The 17,324-nt window shown below is 71.1% G+C and carries 16 protein-coding genes and 2 pseudogenes; 3 read left to right on the plus strand and 15 right to left on the minus strand.

The genetic code is table 11. The annotated features are described in order from the left end of the window. Nucleotides 1-29 precede the first annotated feature (29 nt). A complete protein-coding gene (locus J8M50_RS41060; protein WP_010352106.1) occupies nt 30-512 on the plus strand; it encodes a hypothetical protein in 483 nt (160 codons plus the stop codon). Nucleotides 513-712: 200 nt separating this feature from the next. After that, nucleotides 713-1,507 (plus strand): annotated as a pseudogene (locus J8M50_RS41065) (site-specific integrase); the annotation flags it as partial. Between the two features lie 189 nt (nt 1,508-1,696). On the opposite strand, the gene J8M50_RS41070 reads toward J8M50_RS41065, so the two are convergent. The 6 genes and pseudogenes from J8M50_RS41070 to J8M50_RS41095 form a co-directional block, all read right to left on the minus strand. Next, the gene (locus J8M50_RS41070) at nt 1,697-2,995 is read right to left on the minus strand and encodes a tetratricopeptide repeat protein (protein WP_223786406.1); all 1,299 of its coding nucleotides are present in this window, start codon (nt 2,993-2,995) and stop codon (nt 1,697-1,699) included. 11 nt (nt 2,996-3,006) lie between these two features. Beyond that, on the minus strand, nt 3,007-4,908 hold the full coding sequence (locus J8M50_RS41075) for an AAA family ATPase (protein WP_029184595.1): 1,902 nt from the start codon (nt 4,906-4,908) through the stop codon (nt 3,007-3,009). Between the two features lie 176 nt (nt 4,909-5,084). Beyond that, nucleotides 5,085-5,276, minus strand: a pseudogene (locus J8M50_RS41080) (ISKra4 family transposase); the annotation flags it as partial. A gap of 334 nt (nt 5,277-5,610) precedes the next feature. Beyond that, a complete protein-coding gene (locus tag J8M50_RS41085; protein WP_223786407.1) occupies nt 5,611-7,413 on the minus strand; it encodes a vWA domain-containing protein in 1,803 nt (600 codons plus the stop codon). Continuing rightward, nucleotides 7,410-8,510 carry an AAA family ATPase gene (locus J8M50_RS41090; RefSeq protein ID WP_010359839.1) on the minus strand — a complete coding sequence of 367 codons (1,101 nt, stop codon included), beginning with the start codon at nt 8,508-8,510 and terminating at the stop codon, nt 7,410-7,412. The genes J8M50_RS41085 and J8M50_RS41090 overlap by 4 nt, the downstream gene beginning before the upstream one ends. Nucleotides 8,511-8,872: 362 nt before the next feature. Next, nucleotides 8,873-9,094, minus strand: coding sequence for a hypothetical protein (locus J8M50_RS41095; protein ID WP_010359841.1), 222 nt, complete (start codon nt 9,092-9,094; stop codon nt 8,873-8,875). Nucleotides 9,095-9,379: 285 nt separating this feature from the next. On the opposite strand from J8M50_RS41095, the gene J8M50_RS41100 reads away from it, so the two are divergent. Further along, nucleotides 9,380-10,258 (plus strand): hypothetical protein, encoded by an 879-nt coding sequence (locus J8M50_RS41100; protein ID WP_010359842.1) that lies wholly within the window; start codon nt 9,380-9,382, stop codon nt 10,256-10,258. A 54-nt stretch (nt 10,259-10,312) separates the two neighbouring features. Here J8M50_RS41100 and J8M50_RS41105 read toward each other — a convergent pair whose 3' ends face one another. From J8M50_RS41105 to J8M50_RS41145, 9 genes are all read right to left on the minus strand, one after another. Continuing rightward, the gene (locus J8M50_RS41105; RefSeq protein WP_010359843.1) at nt 10,313-10,810 is read right to left on the minus strand and encodes a hypothetical protein; all 498 of its coding nucleotides are present in this window, start codon (nt 10,808-10,810) and stop codon (nt 10,313-10,315) included. Nucleotides 10,811-10,831: 21 nt separating this feature from the next. Next, the gene (locus J8M50_RS49465) at nt 10,832-11,938 is read right to left on the minus strand and encodes a hypothetical protein (protein ID WP_010359845.1); all 1,107 of its coding nucleotides are present in this window, start codon (nt 11,936-11,938) and stop codon (nt 10,832-10,834) included. Between the two features lie 789 nt (nt 11,939-12,727). Further along, a complete protein-coding gene (locus J8M50_RS41115) occupies nt 12,728-13,855 on the minus strand; it encodes a hypothetical protein (RefSeq protein WP_010359847.1) in 1,128 nt (375 codons plus the stop codon). Beyond that, nucleotides 13,852-14,019: a hypothetical protein gene (locus J8M50_RS41120; protein WP_158002842.1), complete on the minus strand. Its 168-nt coding sequence runs from the start codon at nt 14,017-14,019 to the stop codon at nt 13,852-13,854. Before J8M50_RS41120 ends, J8M50_RS41115 begins: the two co-directional genes overlap by 4 nt. A 48-nt stretch (nt 14,020-14,067) precedes the next feature. Beyond that, nucleotides 14,068-14,334 carry a hypothetical protein gene (locus J8M50_RS41125; RefSeq protein WP_010359849.1) on the minus strand — a complete coding sequence of 89 codons (267 nt, stop codon included), beginning with the start codon at nt 14,332-14,334 and terminating at the stop codon, nt 14,068-14,070. A 308-nt stretch (nt 14,335-14,642) separates the two neighbouring features. Then, nucleotides 14,643-15,185 (minus strand): hypothetical protein, encoded by a 543-nt coding sequence (locus J8M50_RS41130; RefSeq protein ID WP_010359850.1) that lies wholly within the window; start codon nt 15,183-15,185, stop codon nt 14,643-14,645. Continuing rightward, complete coding sequence (locus tag J8M50_RS41135) at nt 15,182-16,249, minus strand: hypothetical protein (RefSeq protein WP_010359852.1); 1,068 nt, start codon at nt 16,247-16,249, stop codon at nt 15,182-15,184. The genes J8M50_RS41130 and J8M50_RS41135 overlap by 4 nt, the downstream gene beginning before the upstream one ends. Then, nucleotides 16,246-16,587, minus strand: coding sequence for a hypothetical protein (locus J8M50_RS41140; protein ID WP_010359853.1), 342 nt, complete (start codon nt 16,585-16,587; stop codon nt 16,246-16,248). The genes J8M50_RS41135 and J8M50_RS41140 overlap by 4 nt, the downstream gene beginning before the upstream one ends. After that, nucleotides 16,584-17,315 carry a hypothetical protein gene (locus J8M50_RS41145; protein ID WP_010359854.1) on the minus strand — a complete coding sequence of 244 codons (732 nt, stop codon included), beginning with the start codon at nt 17,313-17,315 and terminating at the stop codon, nt 16,584-16,586. Before J8M50_RS41145 ends, J8M50_RS41140 begins: the two co-directional genes overlap by 4 nt. Nucleotides 17,316-17,324 lie beyond the last annotated feature (9 nt).

Raw genomic sequence — 17,324 nt, forward strand, 5'->3', positions numbered from 1 at the left:
GGAAGAGTGCTCAGCAGGAGGAGCGCAGCGTGGCCTGGCACACTCAGCTTTCCCTCGCGGGCCGTGCACCGTTCTCGGTGATCGCCGGCGGCCGGGCCGGACAGTATCCCGACTCGCTCGTCGGCGAAGCGGTGTTCGACAGCGAGCATGTCCGGGACACCTTGATGGCGTTCCTGAATGACATCGACCCTCGGCAGCCGATCGCGGAGACGGCGATCGACACCCTGGCCAGGACATCCGTGCTCGTGGAACTCCGCCCGTCCTGGGTGGCGTACTGCGACCGGCGGACCGGGCTCGGCCCGGGAGCCGCGGACCGTGACAGCGACATCTGCCGGACATGGGTCAGCGGTGACGTGGCCCGGGCCTGGCCGCGGTTCGCGGAGGGGCGGATCGCGTTCGATGCTGCTGCCGAGGCGGCCGTCCGCTTGCAGAAAGAGCTCGACGGAGTCTGCGGCGCGGACATCACCGTGCTGGAATCGAGGGCCGAAGCGCTGCTGAGGGGCGCGGCGTAGTGCGGTACGTCGAGGCGCCCGACGAGTTCACGGGCCCAGGACGCTGCCTGTTCCTTACTGGAGTACGCGTAGGTTCCTGATGGGCGCCGTACGGCTACCACAACTGTCTGAGCTGGTCGGGGCTTTGCGCCCTGCGCCATCCGCCCGTGGGGGATTGTGACGCTAGCTCCTGGAATCCAGGAGCTAGCGGCGTAACTTGCTTGTTCGCGGCCGATTCCCGGACTCCCACGCTGCACCCGGTCCCCGCGCCCGCCGCCCGTGAGCCGGGGCTCGCGGACGTGGTGACGCTGCAGCGCCGGCGCCAGGCCGAGGCGCACCTGGAGGATGAGGAGGGCTTCTTCCTCGACACCCTCGCCGAGTACCGGTGGGCCCGGGACGCGGCGGGGCTGGCCCCGAGCACCCTCGACCAGCTGATCAAGCCGGTCATCGAGCTGTGCGACTACTACTCGTTGGCGCCGTGGCGGATCACTCCGCGTCACCTCGACAGCTACTTCGCCGGCCCTGGCAAGCGTGCTCGGGACACCACACGGCAGAAGATCACGCGGATCGACGCGTACTTCGCCTTCCTGGAGCAGCGGTACGCAGGCGAGATCTCCCGCGCCTTCGGGGCGACGGTGGAGTCGCCGGTCGATCCGTTCAACCGCCCCCGACACCGTGGCGACTTCGGGCTGCGCATCCCACCCTCGGCACAGCCCATGACGGACTTCTTCCGGCGGTGGCGGACGTCGCTGCCCGAGGCCCGGAAGTACGCGGTCGCTGCCCGCGACTACGTGATGAGCAAGATTGCTTACCTGTCAGGGGCACGGGCGGCCGAACTGTGCCCGGTCCGGCTCAACGAGGTCTTCTGGCACCACGGCCAGTGGGGCCGGTTCCTCGTCCACGGCAAGGGCGCCCGCGGCTCGGGGCCTCGGGACCGGGAGGCGTATCTCTTCGCCGAGGGCCGCGAGTTGCTGCGGTGGTACGTCGAGCAGATACGGGGCCTGTTTCCCGATGAGCCTAGCTCCTTCTGAGGGACGCTCCTACCTACGCTGACACGCTGATTCACGGCCAGCGCGTGCTCCTTCCATCCCTCTCGGCCAGGTCGGGTGCTCACCAGCGGCAACCGCAACGGACGATCTCGTACCCGTGCTGGCGCGCCAGCCGCGTCGCACGGCGACTACCTCCGCGGACTCTCGGGTCGGCGCCTACCCAGCGGTCCCTCCGGCCCGGTGGTCCTCGCCACATGGGCAGATGAGCGGCTGTCCTCCGGGGCTGCCGCCCCCTGGGCGGACCATGCGGGCGCCCTGCCGGGCCACGACGAGCGTCTGACGGACTGCGGTCACCGGGTTGTGGTCGAGTTCCTCCCGGACGTACAGCCAGGCCGCCCGGCAGAGGAGTACGAGCAAGGCGCTCAGGCGGCGCTGTCGGATCAATAGGCGGAGCCGCTTCGCCAAAAGCACCAGTTCGACCCGTGCCCCGCCCTCCTCTTTGCGACTCAGCTTGATTGCATCGGCCACAGCATCCTCGGCCTGGTCTAGGTCACCGGTGCGGAGAAAGAAGTCGGTCCAGGTGCCTCCGAGCAGGGCCAGAGCGCTGCTGCGCTGGGCTGCCTGGTCGAAAGTTTGCTGACTGCGCGTTAGATGGTAGGCGGCCTCTTCGATCGTTCCGTGCACCACCAAGATCTCCGCCACACGCTGGTGATAGTAGCCATGCGAAGACAGTCGCTTGTCAGAGAGCCTCTCGCCTTCGGCATAGAGGTCCAGTGCTCGGGCGTAGTCGCGACGCTCTGCTGCAAACCGACCCAGGTAGTGCAGCGAGGACGCGACGGCCTGGCTGACACCAGACCGTTCGATCACAGGTCGCCCCAACTCCACTGACTTCTCGAAGTGGGCTGCGGCGCGCTCTGGATCTGCGTAGTAGTGGGTGAGTCCGAGGCTGTGCTCGTATTCCGCTCCCCAGTGCGATGTCGATTCCTGTCGGACCAGCAAGGCGCACTCCGCCAGTGCCGCCCGCGCGCCCTGGTAGTCACTGATGTCGGTGCGTGAGCGAGACATGGTCAGCAGTGCCGCGATGCGCTCGTCGGCGGTCCGGCTGGCGGCGACGGCACGGACAATGAGATCCAGGCGGGACCGGTCACCGTTGGCAAAGAGTGCCTGGAAGCGGGCAGCTGAGAGCAGCAGCCCGGACACCGGTGCCCCGGTCTCATCCAGGACGTCGATGAGGGCCAGGACGCTCCGTCCGAACTCTTCGTGTTCGCGGAACCGGCTGCTCGCGCCCACCGTCAGCGCGATATCGAAGGCCAGACCGAGTAGTGCGCGGGTCAGCTCCAGGGCGAGGGTTTTCTGCACCATGACTGCACCACTGACAAGCAAGGCCAGCTTCGGAAACCGCTCCGGGGCCGCATAGCGCTCAGGATGGGCCACGGCGTCCGCTATCCGTGGGGGGTACTCCTCCTCCGCCTCCTCCTGCACCTCCCGTTGCCACGCCGTCAGGCCGACTGCCACGTGGTCTTCCACTAGATCGACTTTCCGTACCCGACCCGCGGGCAGGTGTGCTCGTAGAGCAGGCTGTGGACCGAGTAGCGACGGTCGCGTCCGGACGCTCGCACCAGTCCCAGTCGACACGCGGAAGTCATAAGGGTGTTGAACCGGTTCACGTCGTCAGAATGGACGCTCTCCTCGAACAACTCCTCATAGGTCATGGCTCCGCCCCGCCCGTTGGCACAGAACGAGAAGAGGAGCCGGCGGGCTTCCTTGCGTGACGAGCGACGGGCCAGTTCCTCCAGCGACTGCTCGAAGAGCCACGCTTTCACCGCCGCGCCCAGTTCCCCGGTCACCTGGCGCAGCTCTTCGATGATCCGTGGCAACGGAAGGCCGCTCACGGCGTAGCGGCGAGTGATGAGTTTGATCAGGAACGGATTCCCCTCGGTGATCCCGTAGACGGACTCCAGTTCCTCGTCCCGCGCCTCCGCGAGGTCCGAGCTGCTGTCGTGTGCCGTCAGCCGGACCAGGTTGTACGTCTCCCGCTCCCCGAGCGGGTGGATGGGCATGTTCCGGACCCCCATCTCGTTGCCCGACGACTTCAGACGGGTGGTGGCCACGATGCGGTGGGGACGGCGGAAGCCGAGGGATCGCAGCTGCTCGATGACCTCGTCGGCGGCATCCACGTACTCCAGGTTGTCCACAACCACCAGCACACGGGCGTCGTCGAGCTGGTGCTCGATGTGATTGCGAAGCTCACCCTCCCAGAGCGCCTGAGCGGGTGAGAGCTCACAGTCCACCTGCTGCGCGATGATGCGAAGCAGGTCGTGCCAGTACATCGAGTTGACCGACGCTTCGGTAGCGTTGGCCGCCGAGAACCGGGCGTTGCGTGCCGACGCCCAGACGATATGAGTGAAGCTGTCTCCCTTGGCAACGCGCTGGACAGCCGCATGGGTGATTGCGGTCTTGCCGAGGCCGCCCTCTCCCCAAACGGCTACCGCAGACGCGGCCGTGGCGCGCGGGTCCTCGATCGCGGCAGTGACGTCATCGATCACCTTGTCGACGTGGATCAGTTCTTCGGGCTCGATGAGCACGTAGCGGTCCCAAGCGCTCAGGGACCGGTGCCGCGCCGCAGGGGCGTGTGGCTCTCTTTGTACTCGGCGCAGGGGAGTAACCAGTGCCGAAGCGTCGGCGGGAGCGGCGTCCAAGGGGGTCGTGCCATGCCTATCGCGTGCGGCTAGGAGGCTTGCCCGCAGCTGCCGGTAGCGATCGTCTTCCTCGCTCTTTGGACGGATCAGTGTCCGGTGGTCACCCGACACGACACGGCGGTCCGGGAACACGGTGTGGGCCGATGCCGGTGGCACCACCCCATCCTCCTCACCCGCGTAAGCGATGATCGGGATGGGCCAGGAGGCAGGACCTGCCTCGCTGGCATGCACCACACGGTTGACGACGGTCCGGAGCGCCTCAGTGACCGCTGCGTTCAGAGGCCGCAATTGCGGCTCCTGCGGATTCCACCCAAACAGCCCGCTACGCCGGAGACTGAGCGCGAGCTGTGAACCGGCGCTAGGACAAGCGAACATCACGATCCCGCTGATCCGGCTGAGTTTGAGTCCTTCCGCATCGCTGAGTGTCCGGTGCAGATACCTCTGGACGACGAGACCGCCCTGGCTGTGCGTGACGAGGACCAGCTTGCGGAAAGCTGCGGCGTCCACCTCGATGAAACCAGCCAACTTGTCTGCGATGACCTCAAAGGTTGGAACCGTACGTAACGGGTGTATGCGGAATCGAGGGGAGGAGTAGCGGAACAGTAGCGGAGTAGCGAAATCCAGTTCTGGGTCTTGACGGATGAGCTCCGCCGCAGCCGACCAAATTCGAGGGCTGGACATGAATCCGTGAACGAAGACGAGCCCCACTTGACCGTCAGCTGTGGTCATGCGTTCCCCCGCTGATCGACGCTGTCCATCCGACCCACGTCAGCCTGTCCAGCCGATCAGGCTCGCAACCTTTGCCGCTGTCTGCAGGTCAGTCACACCGCAGCGTAGGGGCAAAGTACTTGGTCTGTGGCCCAGTTCAGAGAACAGGTGCGGATCTTCTGAAGTGAGCTCGTCGGTCAGGCCGGGAGTTCGTTGTTGTGCTGGTCGGGCCGGGGGTAGAGGCGTTCGCGTTCTCTGCGGTTGTGAAAGGTCCGGTACTGCGGGAAGTCGCTGTTGCTGATGAGGGCCCGGAGGGTCAGGACGGCTTCGGCTCCGGGGACGGTCCACCGGCTGCCAGTGATATCGAGCCTGTCGGCCACCAAATCCCTCCTTCATACGTGGGAACAGGCCCGTACGACCGATGTGTGTGTTCTGCGGCCCGTCGCCGACTGGTGATCGATCTCGCTTTCCCGAATCGCCCAGATGCTCGACAAGCGTCCCGTAGGGATCTCTGACCGTGCCGGCTGAAGCGCTCAGTCGCAGATGCCGGTATGCCCAGGTGCTTCCCGCCGCCTCCGGGGCCCGGCCACCCCGGAACGGATCGATGAACCCTGCGGAGTCTCGGTGAGCCTGGCTGGTGGTCCGCCCCTGGTCTCGGTGCAGCCGGCGAAGCTGGCGGCGAGGGGCTTGTGCGTCTGGTCACCGTGGTGGTGTGACGGCGTCTCAGCGTGTTGTGCGGATGGCGTCGGCAGCGGCTTTGGCGATGGCGGTGGGGGCGCTGGAGGGCTGGGACAGGTGGAGCAGGGTGGTCCCTGGCAGGTGGAGGGAATTCTTGGTGAGGGTGAGCTGGAGTACGGCGCAGCCGGCGGCGGTGAGGCGTTTGACGCGGGTGACGGCCTCGGTGGTTTCGCTGTCGGTGTACTGGGCGTCGGTGACGATCACGAGGAGACGGCCAGTGCCGGGGCGGCTGAGGTCGAGACCGTGGTCGAGTGCGTCGATGGCATCGCCCAAGTTGTGACTGCCGCCATTGGCATCGAATGTCGTCACGCGCTCCGGCGCCCGGTGGGTGGGCCGGGTCAGCGCGGTCAGATCGCGGTCGTAGGCGACGGTGGCGGTGCGGGAGTCGGGGTCGGTCAGGGCTGCCGCGCGGGCCACTATCCAGGCGGCGGACGCGACGGGCTTGCAGGCGGCGCTCATGGAGCCGGAGACATCCACGGCGATGCCCACCCGCAGCGGTGGGGTAGGCGAGTTGCGCCGGCGGGTGTGGGTAAAAGGTTCCGCGGTGGGCATCGCCCCGGCGGCGCGCTGGGCGTCGCGGGCGAGGGCCTGGCGCATGTTGAGGCGGCCGGGCGGGGTGGGGCTGGTGGTCCGCTCCTCGGTCCGTTCGCGGTAGGCGGCGGCACGCAGCGCGCGGCTCAGGCGCGCGGCGGCACTCTGCTCGGCGGCGGTGGGCCGGCGGGTGCCGGTGACCGGGTTGCCGCAGGGCGCCGGTGTGCCGTCGGGGGTGACGGTGGTGCCACGGGCGTTGAAGACGCTCTTGGCGGTGGCGGCGGCTTTGCGCCGCTGGCCGGCTCGCTGGGCGCGGTCCTGCGCCTGTGCCTTGGAGCGGGCGGCCACCGCATTGTTGGCGGCGGCTTGTGCCGCGAGGTCGGCGGCGTCGTTGGCGGCTGTGCTGTCCATGACGGCCGTCACGGCGCCGGACAGGAGATCGGCGAGGTTCTTCGGCGGGGAGGGCAGGGCGGGGGCGGCGGTGTCCAGGGCGTCGCACCAGTCCTGGGCGTGGGCGAGCATGGTGGTGGCGTCGTGGTCGGCGCACCGGTGGGCCGCGGTCCAGATACCGGTGAGGGTGGCCAGCAGGTCGGCGCCCAGGACCCGCTGGCACAGATCGGCGACGGCTTTGGTCTCGTCGGCGTCCAGGATGCCGGCGTCCCGGCGGCCGAGGATCAGGGCCGCCGCGCCGGCGGCCTGCTCGATGCCCTGGACACTTGGGTGGGCGATATCGGGCATGACCAGGGTCCGGGCGCTGGTGCGCAGGTATGTGCGGTCGGTGGGCCGCCTGACCAGATGGGCGCCTTCGACACGGCTCTCCTCCAGCAGGAGCGCGGCCTCGACAACACGGTGGTCCGCGCCGGCCGGCTCCTCCCATACGGAGTGGACGGCGTGGGCGGCCTCGTGGACGAGCACTCCCCAGGCCGCGGGATAGCGCTCCTCGTCGCCCACGATCCGCGGGCGGACCTCGTGGGGCTGGAGAGGTGCGAACAGGCGGGCGTCGAACTCGATCTCCGCCAAGGCGGGGATGTACGCGGCCGGTGCGCCGCTGCGGGTGCCGGGGCGGCAGGTGACGAGGAGGTCCTGGCGGCCGGAGAGGGCGACCAGCCGGTCGCCGAGTTCGGCTCCCACGCGCAGCCACGCGGCCGGGGAGGAACGTGGTTGTGCGGGTGGGGCCCCGTCGTCGTCCCAGCGCGCGAGGTCGGCGTCGTCCTCGGGCGTGGTGGCAGGAGACTGGACGTGGTGATGGGCACTCATCGCGAGCGGCCCCGCTGGGCGGAGCCGGTGCTTGGCGGGGGCTGCCGGGCGGCCGATGTGGTTGCGGTGGGGAGCTGCTTGCCGAGGGTGAGGGGAGTGACGTCCTTGATGCCGACAGTCTTGCTGACGGCATCGGCCACCGCGTCGCGGTCCTCCAGGGGAGCGATGCCGATCAAGTTCGCGAGCGCGGCCTTGGTCCCGAGGACGGCCTCGGTCCGCTGGTAGCTGAGCAGCTCCCGCAGTTGAGGGGCCCAGCCCAGTTCGCCGAGTTCGACCTGGGCGGCGAGGTGCCGGGCGACTCGGACCACTCGGGCGTCGATCTTCAGGGCTAGGGCGAGGTCGTAGTCCGTGCCGACCTGGATCTGTACGGAGAACCGGGACGCGAGCGCCTCGGTCAGCACGGCACCGTGAACGCCCGGGTTGTGGCCCGCAACCACGTAGAAGCCGGGCTCGGCCTTGATGGTCTCGCCCTTGTGAGCCTTGACCTGGATCTGGCGGCGCCCGTCCATGGCCGGGTAGAGCGCGGCCAGAACCTTCGGGGAGATCAGGGTGGCGTCGTCGATCAGCAGGGCGCGGCCCTCGGTCATCGCGGCGACCAGCGGGCCGTACTGGAAGACGTAGCCTCCGCCGTCGTCCTGGGTGTACTCGCCGATCAAGTCGCCGACCGTGGTGTCGCCGTCACCGGCGACGGTGATCAGGTCCGGGAACGCCGCCTCGACCAGACTCGTCTTGCCGGTGCCCGGGGGGCCGTAGAGCAGCACCGGCACGTCGGCGTCGCGCAAGCGGTTCAGAGCCTCGACGTCGGGCAGGTCGGCCAGCTCCCGGGGGTGGTAGAGCTGGCCCCCGGCGCGGCGGATCGGGCCGACCTGCTTGGGCCTGGTCGGTGCGGGAGCGGTCGTGCGGGCCATGGCCGCCTGGACACGGGGGGAGTGGGTTCCCGGTGGACTGATCACAGCGGTCTGCGCGGCTGCTGCGGTCTGGTTGTTCGCGCGGAACTGCGGCTGTCCGGTGCCGAGTTTGTCGGCCTCGCCGCGTTTCGCCAGGGTGAGGGCGGCATTGCGGACGGCACCGTGGGAGTGGCCCAGCTGCCTGGCCATGTCCCTGATGGTGAGCTTGTCCGCCGGACGGTCGGCCAGCAGTCGGGCTACCTTGGCCCGTAGTTCGCCGCCCTTGGTACGGGGTGGGGTCGTGGGCGGTCTGGGTGTGGTCAAAGCGAGGATCTTTCAACGGGCGGTCGTGCAGGCGGGGTTGGCAATGCTCTGGGAAGGCGGGCCGGTCTCGGAACGGATCACGGGCTGTGCCGACGCTGGCGAACGGCCCCGGCAAGAGGGGACACCGGACCGTCCGCTCGCGCGGGCTGGAAGCACTGAGGCTGGGCCGGGTGGTGCGGCGGCCTCGGCGTGGGAGGTCGTGTCGCCGGTCTGTACGGGGGTGGCCGACAGGGGCGTACCGGCGGCGCTCACCGGCTGACCGAGTGCTCGGTGCAGGCGCAGGGGGTGGCCGGCGGCGAGCAGTTGGCTGGCTGCTGAGCAGGCCCGTGTATCGAGTCGGTGCTGGTTTGCGTCGCTGGGCAGGTGCAGTCAGGAGTCTCCACGAAGCCGGCCTGGAGCAGGATCCGCCGGGCGGCGGCGTTGTAGCGGGTGGTGGTGATCTCGCCGGTGTGGGCGTGCTGGATCACCACGAACGGCTCGGCTGTGCGCCCGGCCGGCGCTGCCGTCTCATGGACGGGCGAGGGCCCCTGCGAGGGGGTGTGGTTGTCGGTTACTGCGTACCTCCGTGGAACGTGGGGACCGCGGGGCACGAACCTGGGGTCGAGTGTGGCCAGGGCAGTGCTCCTGCGGCGCTGAGTGGTGTTGTCAGTGCGGTCCTCTGGACCGCCGATGTGACCGACCGCCGGCTTGCCGCCGAGTGCCTTGCCCGCGCGACCGGGTGCGGCATCGCGTGGAGGGGCCCATAGAGTGAGCCGATGCAGCCGAAGAAGGCTGGGAAGCCGGTACCTTCCCGCCCTGACGAAGTCCTCGCCGAGGCCATCGTGAACGCGGTGCTCGGCACGTATACCGTCGACCGCGACGACAACACGGAGAACGGCAAGCCCGACTTCGTGCTGGCTCCGCGCAGGGGAGGGGCGGCAACGGTCGCGCTGGAGGTTTCCTCGTGCCGCGACAGTAAGTTGCAGGAGCTCTGGAGCAGTCTGGAGGAGCAGTACCGGGACGAGGTCCTGCCGGGGCTGCGCAAAGGGTGGTTCGTCGAGTTCACCTCCGGCTCCCGTGTGAAGGGCAAAGGGGCGCATCGGCTTGCCGGCCTGCTCGCGGATCTCGAAGCCCGCGGCGTTGACCGTGTGAGTGTCCGGGAGTGGGAGAATCCTCGTGATGGGTCTGCGGGAACACCGGACGTTCAGCAGCTCAAGGACATCGAGACCGTCAAGAGCCTTCGTATCAAGGCGGTCGCGCAGGTCGGGGACACCCTGGACGTGGCCGGCCGGATCTTCTGCGGCAGTCTCGCGTCCGGAGTGGGGCTGTCCACCGCTGCCGACGTGCCGCCCTACGTGGAGGAGTTCCTCGCGGGACCAGCCGGCGCCAACAAGATCAAGAAACTGGGCAGGGCCAGGGCCAAGGGCTTGGAGCCGCACCTGTTTCTCTGGGCCGACGCCGTGGACCTGAGCATCGGCACTGCCCTGGACCACAGGTTCATTCCCTGCGAGGACCCCGTGGTGCCGCCGGAGATTCAGGTGGTGTGGCTTTCAAGTTTCTCCTGTACCGGCGCTGTGTACCAGTGGGACCGCGACGGCGGGTGGCGCGTGCACGATGTCACCGGTGTCACGGCTTCGGACGCCGGCGCTGTGTAGATGCGGGCGGTCGGCTGGCGGGTCGGGGGTCATGGCCGTGCCGGTGTCGGTGTTTCAGAAGTAGGGGTTCTCGGTGGGCCGGTCCGTTTCGGTGGCGGCGGCCAGCAGCTCGGGGAGGTCGGCGGGATCGGTTTCCCTCTGATCGATCCACCATCCGGCTCGCGTCAGGGGCCGCGCGGCGTCCTCGACGGCCTCCCAGTCCGTGTCGCTGGTGGTGCCGTCGGTGACGAGTGCGGTGTACGCGGCGGTCATCAGCTGGTGGCGGCAGCGCTCGCCCCACTCCAGCGCCCGCTCGGGGCCTTCCAGCGGCGGCATGTTGAAACGGGTGGCCCACTCGGCGGCGGCCAGCTGCTCCTCGGCCCGCCTGGCGGCGAGCCACTGATCCTTGGACTGGGTGTCGGCGTCGCGGGCGGTCCGCCAGCAGCCGGAGCAGTCCTTGCCGGCGAGCCAGCGGGCGTATCCGGCCCGGCGGTCGGCGGGCCGGTTGGAGAGGTCGTGGTCGATGAGGTGGCCGCAGGTGTGCTCGACGGGCCATCGGGTGGGTACTGCCATCAGAGGTTCCTCGGGGAGGAGTTATCGGTGGTGGGCGGGTGCCTGGGTGGGTGCGCGGGGCGGGAGGGGCGGTGGTGTGGTGTCCGGGGTGGGGCGCGGTGGCGGTGGGGTTCTGGGGACGCGGTGCGGCGGGAGGACGGCGACGGTGGCGTCGAGGTCTTCGGCGGCTTCGTGGATCTCGGCGTGGAGGAAGGCGAGCTGGCGGGCGGCGGCGCCGAGTCTGGCGGAGATCTGTCGGCCGTGTGCGGTCTCCAGGGCGGCGGCGAACTGGGCTGCCGTATCGATGAGTTGTTGCAGGCGGGGGAGGGGACCGGCTTCGTAGCCGGAGTGGGTGGCGGTCAGCAAGACGTCGGCGACGTCACTGGCCGACCGCGCGAGGACTACCTCCGTGAGCAGGTCCTGGAGGGTCTGCTCGGGCATGAGGTCGGGCTGGTGGGAGCGGGAGACGGTCGGGCGCAGCACACCGGGAGGGGCCGGGCGGGGCAGGGTCTGCCGGGCGGTGGCGTCGTCGGGGTAGTGGCCGATCACCGTCCAGCCGGGGACGCCCGGATCCCCGGCGAGCGCGACGAGCGAGTGACCGGCGTACGGCTCGGGGAGGTGGGCGAGGGTGATGAGGCGGCCGTCGTCGGTGTACCAGGATTCGACGAGGTCGAGGTCACCGCGGCGGGATGCCGCCCGGGCGCGCTCGGTCACCTGGCGCTGGTGCTCGCCGGCAAGTTCGGGGCCGGGCGGGCGGGGTGGTTCGGTGAGGTGGTCGAGGAGGTGGCTGTGGTCGCTCCAGGCGGCGAGGTGCGGCCACAGGGTGCGGTGCTGTTCGCGTTCGGCGGTGCTGCCCGGCGGGGCGGGGTGTTCCAGGGCGTGGGCGATGGTGGCGTGGGAGGTGGCCAGGCCGTCGACCAGGGCGGTCCAGGCGGGGGCGTACGGGCTGGAGACCAGGGTGCGGAGGCGCTTGCGGGCGGCGGCGATCAGCACGTCGGCGTGCGGGGCCAGCAGCGCGGTGTAGGTTTCCGCGCCGGCCCGGTCGCGGCGGGCGCGGGCCTCGGCGGCGGCCGGGAGGTCGCGGGGGGTGCCGCGGCGGTCGTGGGCGGCGGCGGACGTCCTGTAGGCGGTGGCGGTGAGGGCGGCCATCCGGAGGCGGAACTCGCGTATGGCGTCGGCCGGTTCGGTGGAGGTGGCGGGGATCGGTGCTCCGGGGGTGGGGGCAGCCGCGCGGCTGGGACGGGTACTTGGCGGTCGTCACCGGCGGCGCGGATGCCGGTGGTGTGCCGGGCCGGGGCGGGTGGTCGAGGCCGGCGGGGTAGCGGGCGGCGGCCAGCATCGTCACGGCCCCGTCAGAAGGGGAGGCGGGTTCAGGTGCCGGGCAGGGGAAACGCGAAGCTGGCGTGGAGCAGGATGCGGTCGGCGAACTCGCACAGAGGGCAGATGACTTCGGCCTCGCCGCCTTCCCCGTGTACGGTCCGGACCCGTCTGCGGGCCGTGCTCACCTGCGCCGTCCGAGGCCGGCTGCATCCGCAGCGGGAACCGGTGCGGTCGGGGACGGCGGGGCGGCGGCGGGATGCGGTGTGGCGGTGGGGGAGCGGCGGGCGGCGGCCTGCGCGATGCGGGAACGCCGCTCGGCGGCCTCGGTGGCCGCTGTGCGCGCGGGGGCCCGCGGTGCGGGGGCGGCGAGGACGGTGTCGGTGTCGACGCGGTGGCCGAGACGGCGCAGGTCGTGGACGGCTTGGCGGGCGCGGCGTTCACCGTCGCGGTGGGGGTCGGTGAGCCGGTACAGGCCCGGGGTGTCGGGGACGGGCTCGAAGGTCTCGTGGGTCAGGAGCCAGTCGGTGAGGTGGGCGGGGACGGCCTGGGCGGTGGCGGTGTAGCCGTGCCGGGCATCCGAGCGGATGAGGAAGTGAGGGGACAGGCCAGGACCTTTGGTCAGTGGTGCGGGCGGCGTGGGGGAGCGGCGGCCTGGAGTGCGGGACGGTGGCCGCCGGGGAGAGGTGCGGCCGGTGGGGGCTGCGGGGCGGCGCGGGCGGCGATCCGCAGGAAGACGTCACGGTCGGCGAGCCAGGTGGCGATGTCCGGGAGCGCCTGGTGGGCGAGACGGGCGCGGGCATCCGTGGGGATCCAGCGCAGGGCGGCGGTGAGTGTTTTCTCGCGTCGGCCCCAGTCGTCGAGCGCGGCCTGCCCGGAGGCGAGCGCGGTCTTCAGCCGCGCGACCACGGCGGCGTCGGCCGCCTGTTCAGCGGCGGCGGCGCACTCGTCGATGACACCGGGGCCATGGGCGAGGAGCCCGTGGAACGCGGTCCAGATCTCGGCGGCGTCCTGGCCCTGTGTCACCAGCTCCCGCTCTGCGGGGCGGGAATCGCCCTTCGGTGCCTGGGGGCTGAGCCGGGAGTCCAGGGTGTCGAGTGCGGCGGTCACCGTGTCCAGACGCCAGGCGTAGGCGGCCTGGCGGTAGGCGGGCAGGAGCTGGTCCGCGATGGCCCGGGCGGCGTGCTCCGGCTGGGCGGGCAGGGTGAGGGAGGGCAGCGTGTACGGGGGGTGGTAGACGACCCCGAACTCTTGGGGGATGTACGGCGCGACCCACAGGCCGCCTTCGGGGCCGCTGGTGTCTTCGGCGATCAGGAGGGTGAGGTCCGTGCCGTTGGTGAGGTTCGCCGCGTAGGGGACCTGTTCGTCGTGCAGGGCCTGGACGAACGGGCCGTGGTTCCACAGTTGGCCGATGTGGTCGCCCTGCCAGAGGGGATGGCTGTGGACGTGGATCTCGGCCGCCCAGCTGCCGGGCAGGCGGGCGGCGATCCGGCCGGCGATGTCGGCGAGGTAGGGGCGGCGGCTCACGCTCACGCGGACACCGTGGTCGCCGGCAAGACGTTGGAGCAGGGTGGCGGCGGTGCGGACGTCGCCTGCGGGCGCGGTGTGGATGCCGGAGGTGTGCCGGGTGAATCCGGCCTGCTTGAGGACGCTGTGGGCCCGTCCGTACTGGGTACCGTGGCCGATGGCGATCAGGCCGTGGGTGGTGCTGTAGGCGAGCGTGATCTCGGCCTGGGGATGAAGGGTCATGAAACCTGGGAGAGGACGAGGAGTTGCAGGCGGAGGCTCGGAGGCTCGGAGGCTCGGCGGAAGACGGTGTCGGCGAGCTTCGTGGCGCCTGCGGTGGGGACTGCGGCATCGGAGGCGGTGAGGGCGCAGGCCGATGCGGTCAGCAAGGTGGCGGGCAGGCGCACGGGGACACGCTGCGAAGAGAGCGGGGAGACACCGCGGGGGCGAGGCGGTCAGCGGCGCTGCGCGGCGTGCACGTTGGCGGGAAGGGCGGGTGCGGTGGTCTGCGGGGGCTGGGGCGCCGTGGCGGGGCGCCAGTCGGCGGGGAGGCTGGAGAACATGGTTTGCGGGTCGGTCGTCCAGTCCACGAGGCGACCGCGCTCGTGGTCGGACCGCGCGATGACCTCGATACCCGTGGGGTGCAGGACGTAGGCCCAGTCGAGACCGCCGCTGGACTCCTCGGTGATGAGCCACTCCTCGACGTCGCCGAAGCCGGGCATCTTCCTGCTGTCGTACTCGCCGTGGGGCGTGAGGGCGGTCCGCAGGGAGTCGGGAGCGTTGTCGAGGAGGTCGGTGCCGAGCTGGTTCCAGCCGGTGGGGGCCTCGTCGATGAGATGCCGGCACAGTGCGTCGAGGTCGCCGGCGAACCGGTGCTGGTACGCGCCGAGGAGGAGGGGGAGCTGGTGGTCGGGGTAGCCGTCGAAGTGTACGTAGGCGCCGGCGTATCCGGTGGCGGTGGGGCGGGCGATGACCGATCGGGTGGCCAGGGCGGACTCCAGGTGGGTGAGAGAGGGCGGGGCCGGGTGGTTCAGGGGCGGCGGCGAGCCGGCTGCGTGGGAGGGGCATCCGCCGTCCGCACGTGTTCGCCCACCGGCGCCGGTGCGGGGCAGGCCGCAGGATCTGCGGGCGGGCGGGTGACGGTGTCGAGTGCGCGGCCCAGGCTGCGCAGGGCGGCGGCATGAGCGAGGCGGACCGTCAGGTACTGCTCCGCCGGAAGTCCGGCGGCGTCGGGGTGGTGCGCGTGCTGGTGGGACTCGGTCAGGGCGGTCACGGCCGTGCTGAGGTGCGCTGCCGCACCGGCGGTGCGGGCCAGCGCGCCGGCCAGCCGGGTGAGGTAGTCCCGTCCGGGGGCGGACGCCGTGAGGGGAGGGCTGTCGGCGTCGCGGCGCAGGTCTTCGACGAGCCCGGAGGTGAGATTGCGCAGGGCGACGAGCTGGTCCAGGAGAGGGCCGAGGACGAGCAGCGGGCGGCCGGTGCCGGGCGCAGGGGCGGCGGCGATCGTGTTGCGCAGGTGCCGCTCCCAGTGGGCGAGACGGTCGTGGATGAAGGCTTCGTTGTCGGCGGCGGTCATCGGCGTCGCCCCCGGAGGTGAGGGTGGGGCAGCGGCGGTCGGGAGATGGTGCCGATGGGGGTGTGGACGATGACGTGGTAGCCGCGTCGGCGCAGCCGGTGGAGGCTGATCGCGAGACGGCGCTGGGCCTGGCCGGGGCTGCCGGTGTCGGGGACGTGGCAGTCGCCGGTGACGGGGTCGATCCGGGCGCCGTGGTCCAGGAGCTCGCGCAGTACGTTGACGTGGCCGGTGCGGATACGGGGGCGCTGGCGGGCGTCGGTGTCGACGTGGATCTGGAGGCGTCCGGGGCTGCTGCGCCCGAGCGCGGCGAGCGAGGCGGCCCGGTGGTCGTCCAGGAGGCGCCGTCGTACGGCGGCGGTGGCGCGGGCCGGGTCGGCGGGGACGGCGATGCCGCGCGGGGCCGTGATCCCCTGGACGTGCCGGTGGCCGGTTCCCGGGGGGAGCATGGGCAGCACCAGGTACTGGCCGTGCCGGTGGGGGCGGGGCATGACGTAGAGCTGGAGGCCGTGGCCGGAGGTGAGGATGCTGCGGGGGGTGGCGGCCGTCTCGAAGGCGGTGTACGGCAGGGGGCCGCTGTCCCAGATCCGGGCGCCGGCTGCGTCCGTGCCGGTGAGGGCGGGGGTGGGGTCGGGCTGCCATCCGCCGGGCAGGTGTCGGGCGAGGTCGCGGGTGAAGTCGCTGACAGGCATGGGGTGTTGGGAATGGTGCGGGGGTGCGCAGGGACGGGGCGGGACGTGGAGGCGGTCGAGGTGGGTGTCGAGGGCGTGTAGGAGCGGGAGGAGGCGGCCGTGCTGGGCTTCGTCGAGTCCGCCGGGGGTGGAGTCGTACAGGAGCCGGTGCGCGGGCGGGGTGTCGCGGTTCCAGGACGCGGTCCACGCGTCAGGCCGGCCGGCAGGGTGGTGTCCTGGGGGTTCCTGGGGCGGCGAGATGATCAGGTAGGAGTGGTCGGGGAGTTCGGCGTGGACGATCCAGTCCGACAGCCCGTACTCGACGGTGCAGGTCAGGCCGCGTGCGGTGAGCGGACCGGTGACCCCGCCGTACAGGTCCTGGACGTCGGGCCTCACCGGCCGCGCCGGGGCGAGGACGGGCGGGTGCCGGGGAGCGTGGTCACGGCGGCGGGGTGTGCCGCAGCCTGCTGGGTGCGGGCGGGCGTGGACGCCGGCCGGGTGAGCGGCGCCGGTCCGGACTCGGTCTGTGCGGAGGAAGGATCGGCGCGACGCCGGTCCTGCGTGAGGCTCTGCGGCAGGTTGTTCGCGGTGACGAGGTGGCCCGGAACGGGGGCGGGCATGGTCTGGCCGGGACCGGCGGCGGGGGTGCGGACGGCCTCGACGGTGCTGCGGAGGATGCGCTGCCGGTCCGGGAGGATCAGCCCGATGAGGACTTCGTCGTCGTTCGCGCTCATCGGCGCCTCGGCTGCGGGAGGCGGGCCGGGCGCGCCGGGGGCCTGGAGTGCAGGCCCGTCGGGGTGCGCACGATGACGTGGTAGTCGTGGTCGTGCAGCCGCGACAGGCAGACGGCGAGCGCGCTTGCGGTCTGTTCGGGGGTGTGGGTGCCGGGGAAGCGGACGTCGCCCGTGGCGGGGTCGATCACAGCGCCCGCGTCGAGGACTTCGAAGAGCGCGTGGAGGTAGCCGGTGCGGATCCGGGCGCGCTGGCGGGTGTCGATGTCGATGCGGACCTGGAGGTGGCCGGGGCTGCTGCGCCGCAGGGCGGTGAGCGAAGCGATACGGAAGTCGTGCAGGACGCGGCGGCGCACGGCCGCTGATGCGCGGGCGGGGTCCGCGGGCACGGCGATGCCGCGCGGTGCCCGCAGGCCCTCGACGTGCCGGCGGCCGGTGCCGGCGGGGAGCATCGGCAGCACCAGGAACTGGCCTGGGCGCCGTGGGCGGGGCGTGACGTAGAACTGGTGGCCGTGGCCGGAGGTGAGGATCGCCCGGTGGACCGTCTTCGCCTTGGCCGTGCTGTTCGGCAGGGGGCTGTTGTTCCAGATCCGGGTGCCGGCCGGGTCGGGGCCGGTGGCTGTGGTGGTCGGGTCGGTCGTCCACCGGCCGGGCAGGTCTGTGGCGAGAGCGCGGGCGAACGCGTCGAGGAGAAGGGGCTGTTGGGTGTTCGGTGTGATGGTGGACGCCAAGTGTCGCGA

It is taken from the genome of Streptomyces acidiscabies (genome assembly GCF_020010905.1).
GTDB classification, from domain to species: Bacteria; Actinomycetota; Actinomycetes; order Streptomycetales; family Streptomycetaceae; genus Streptomyces; species Streptomyces acidiscabies.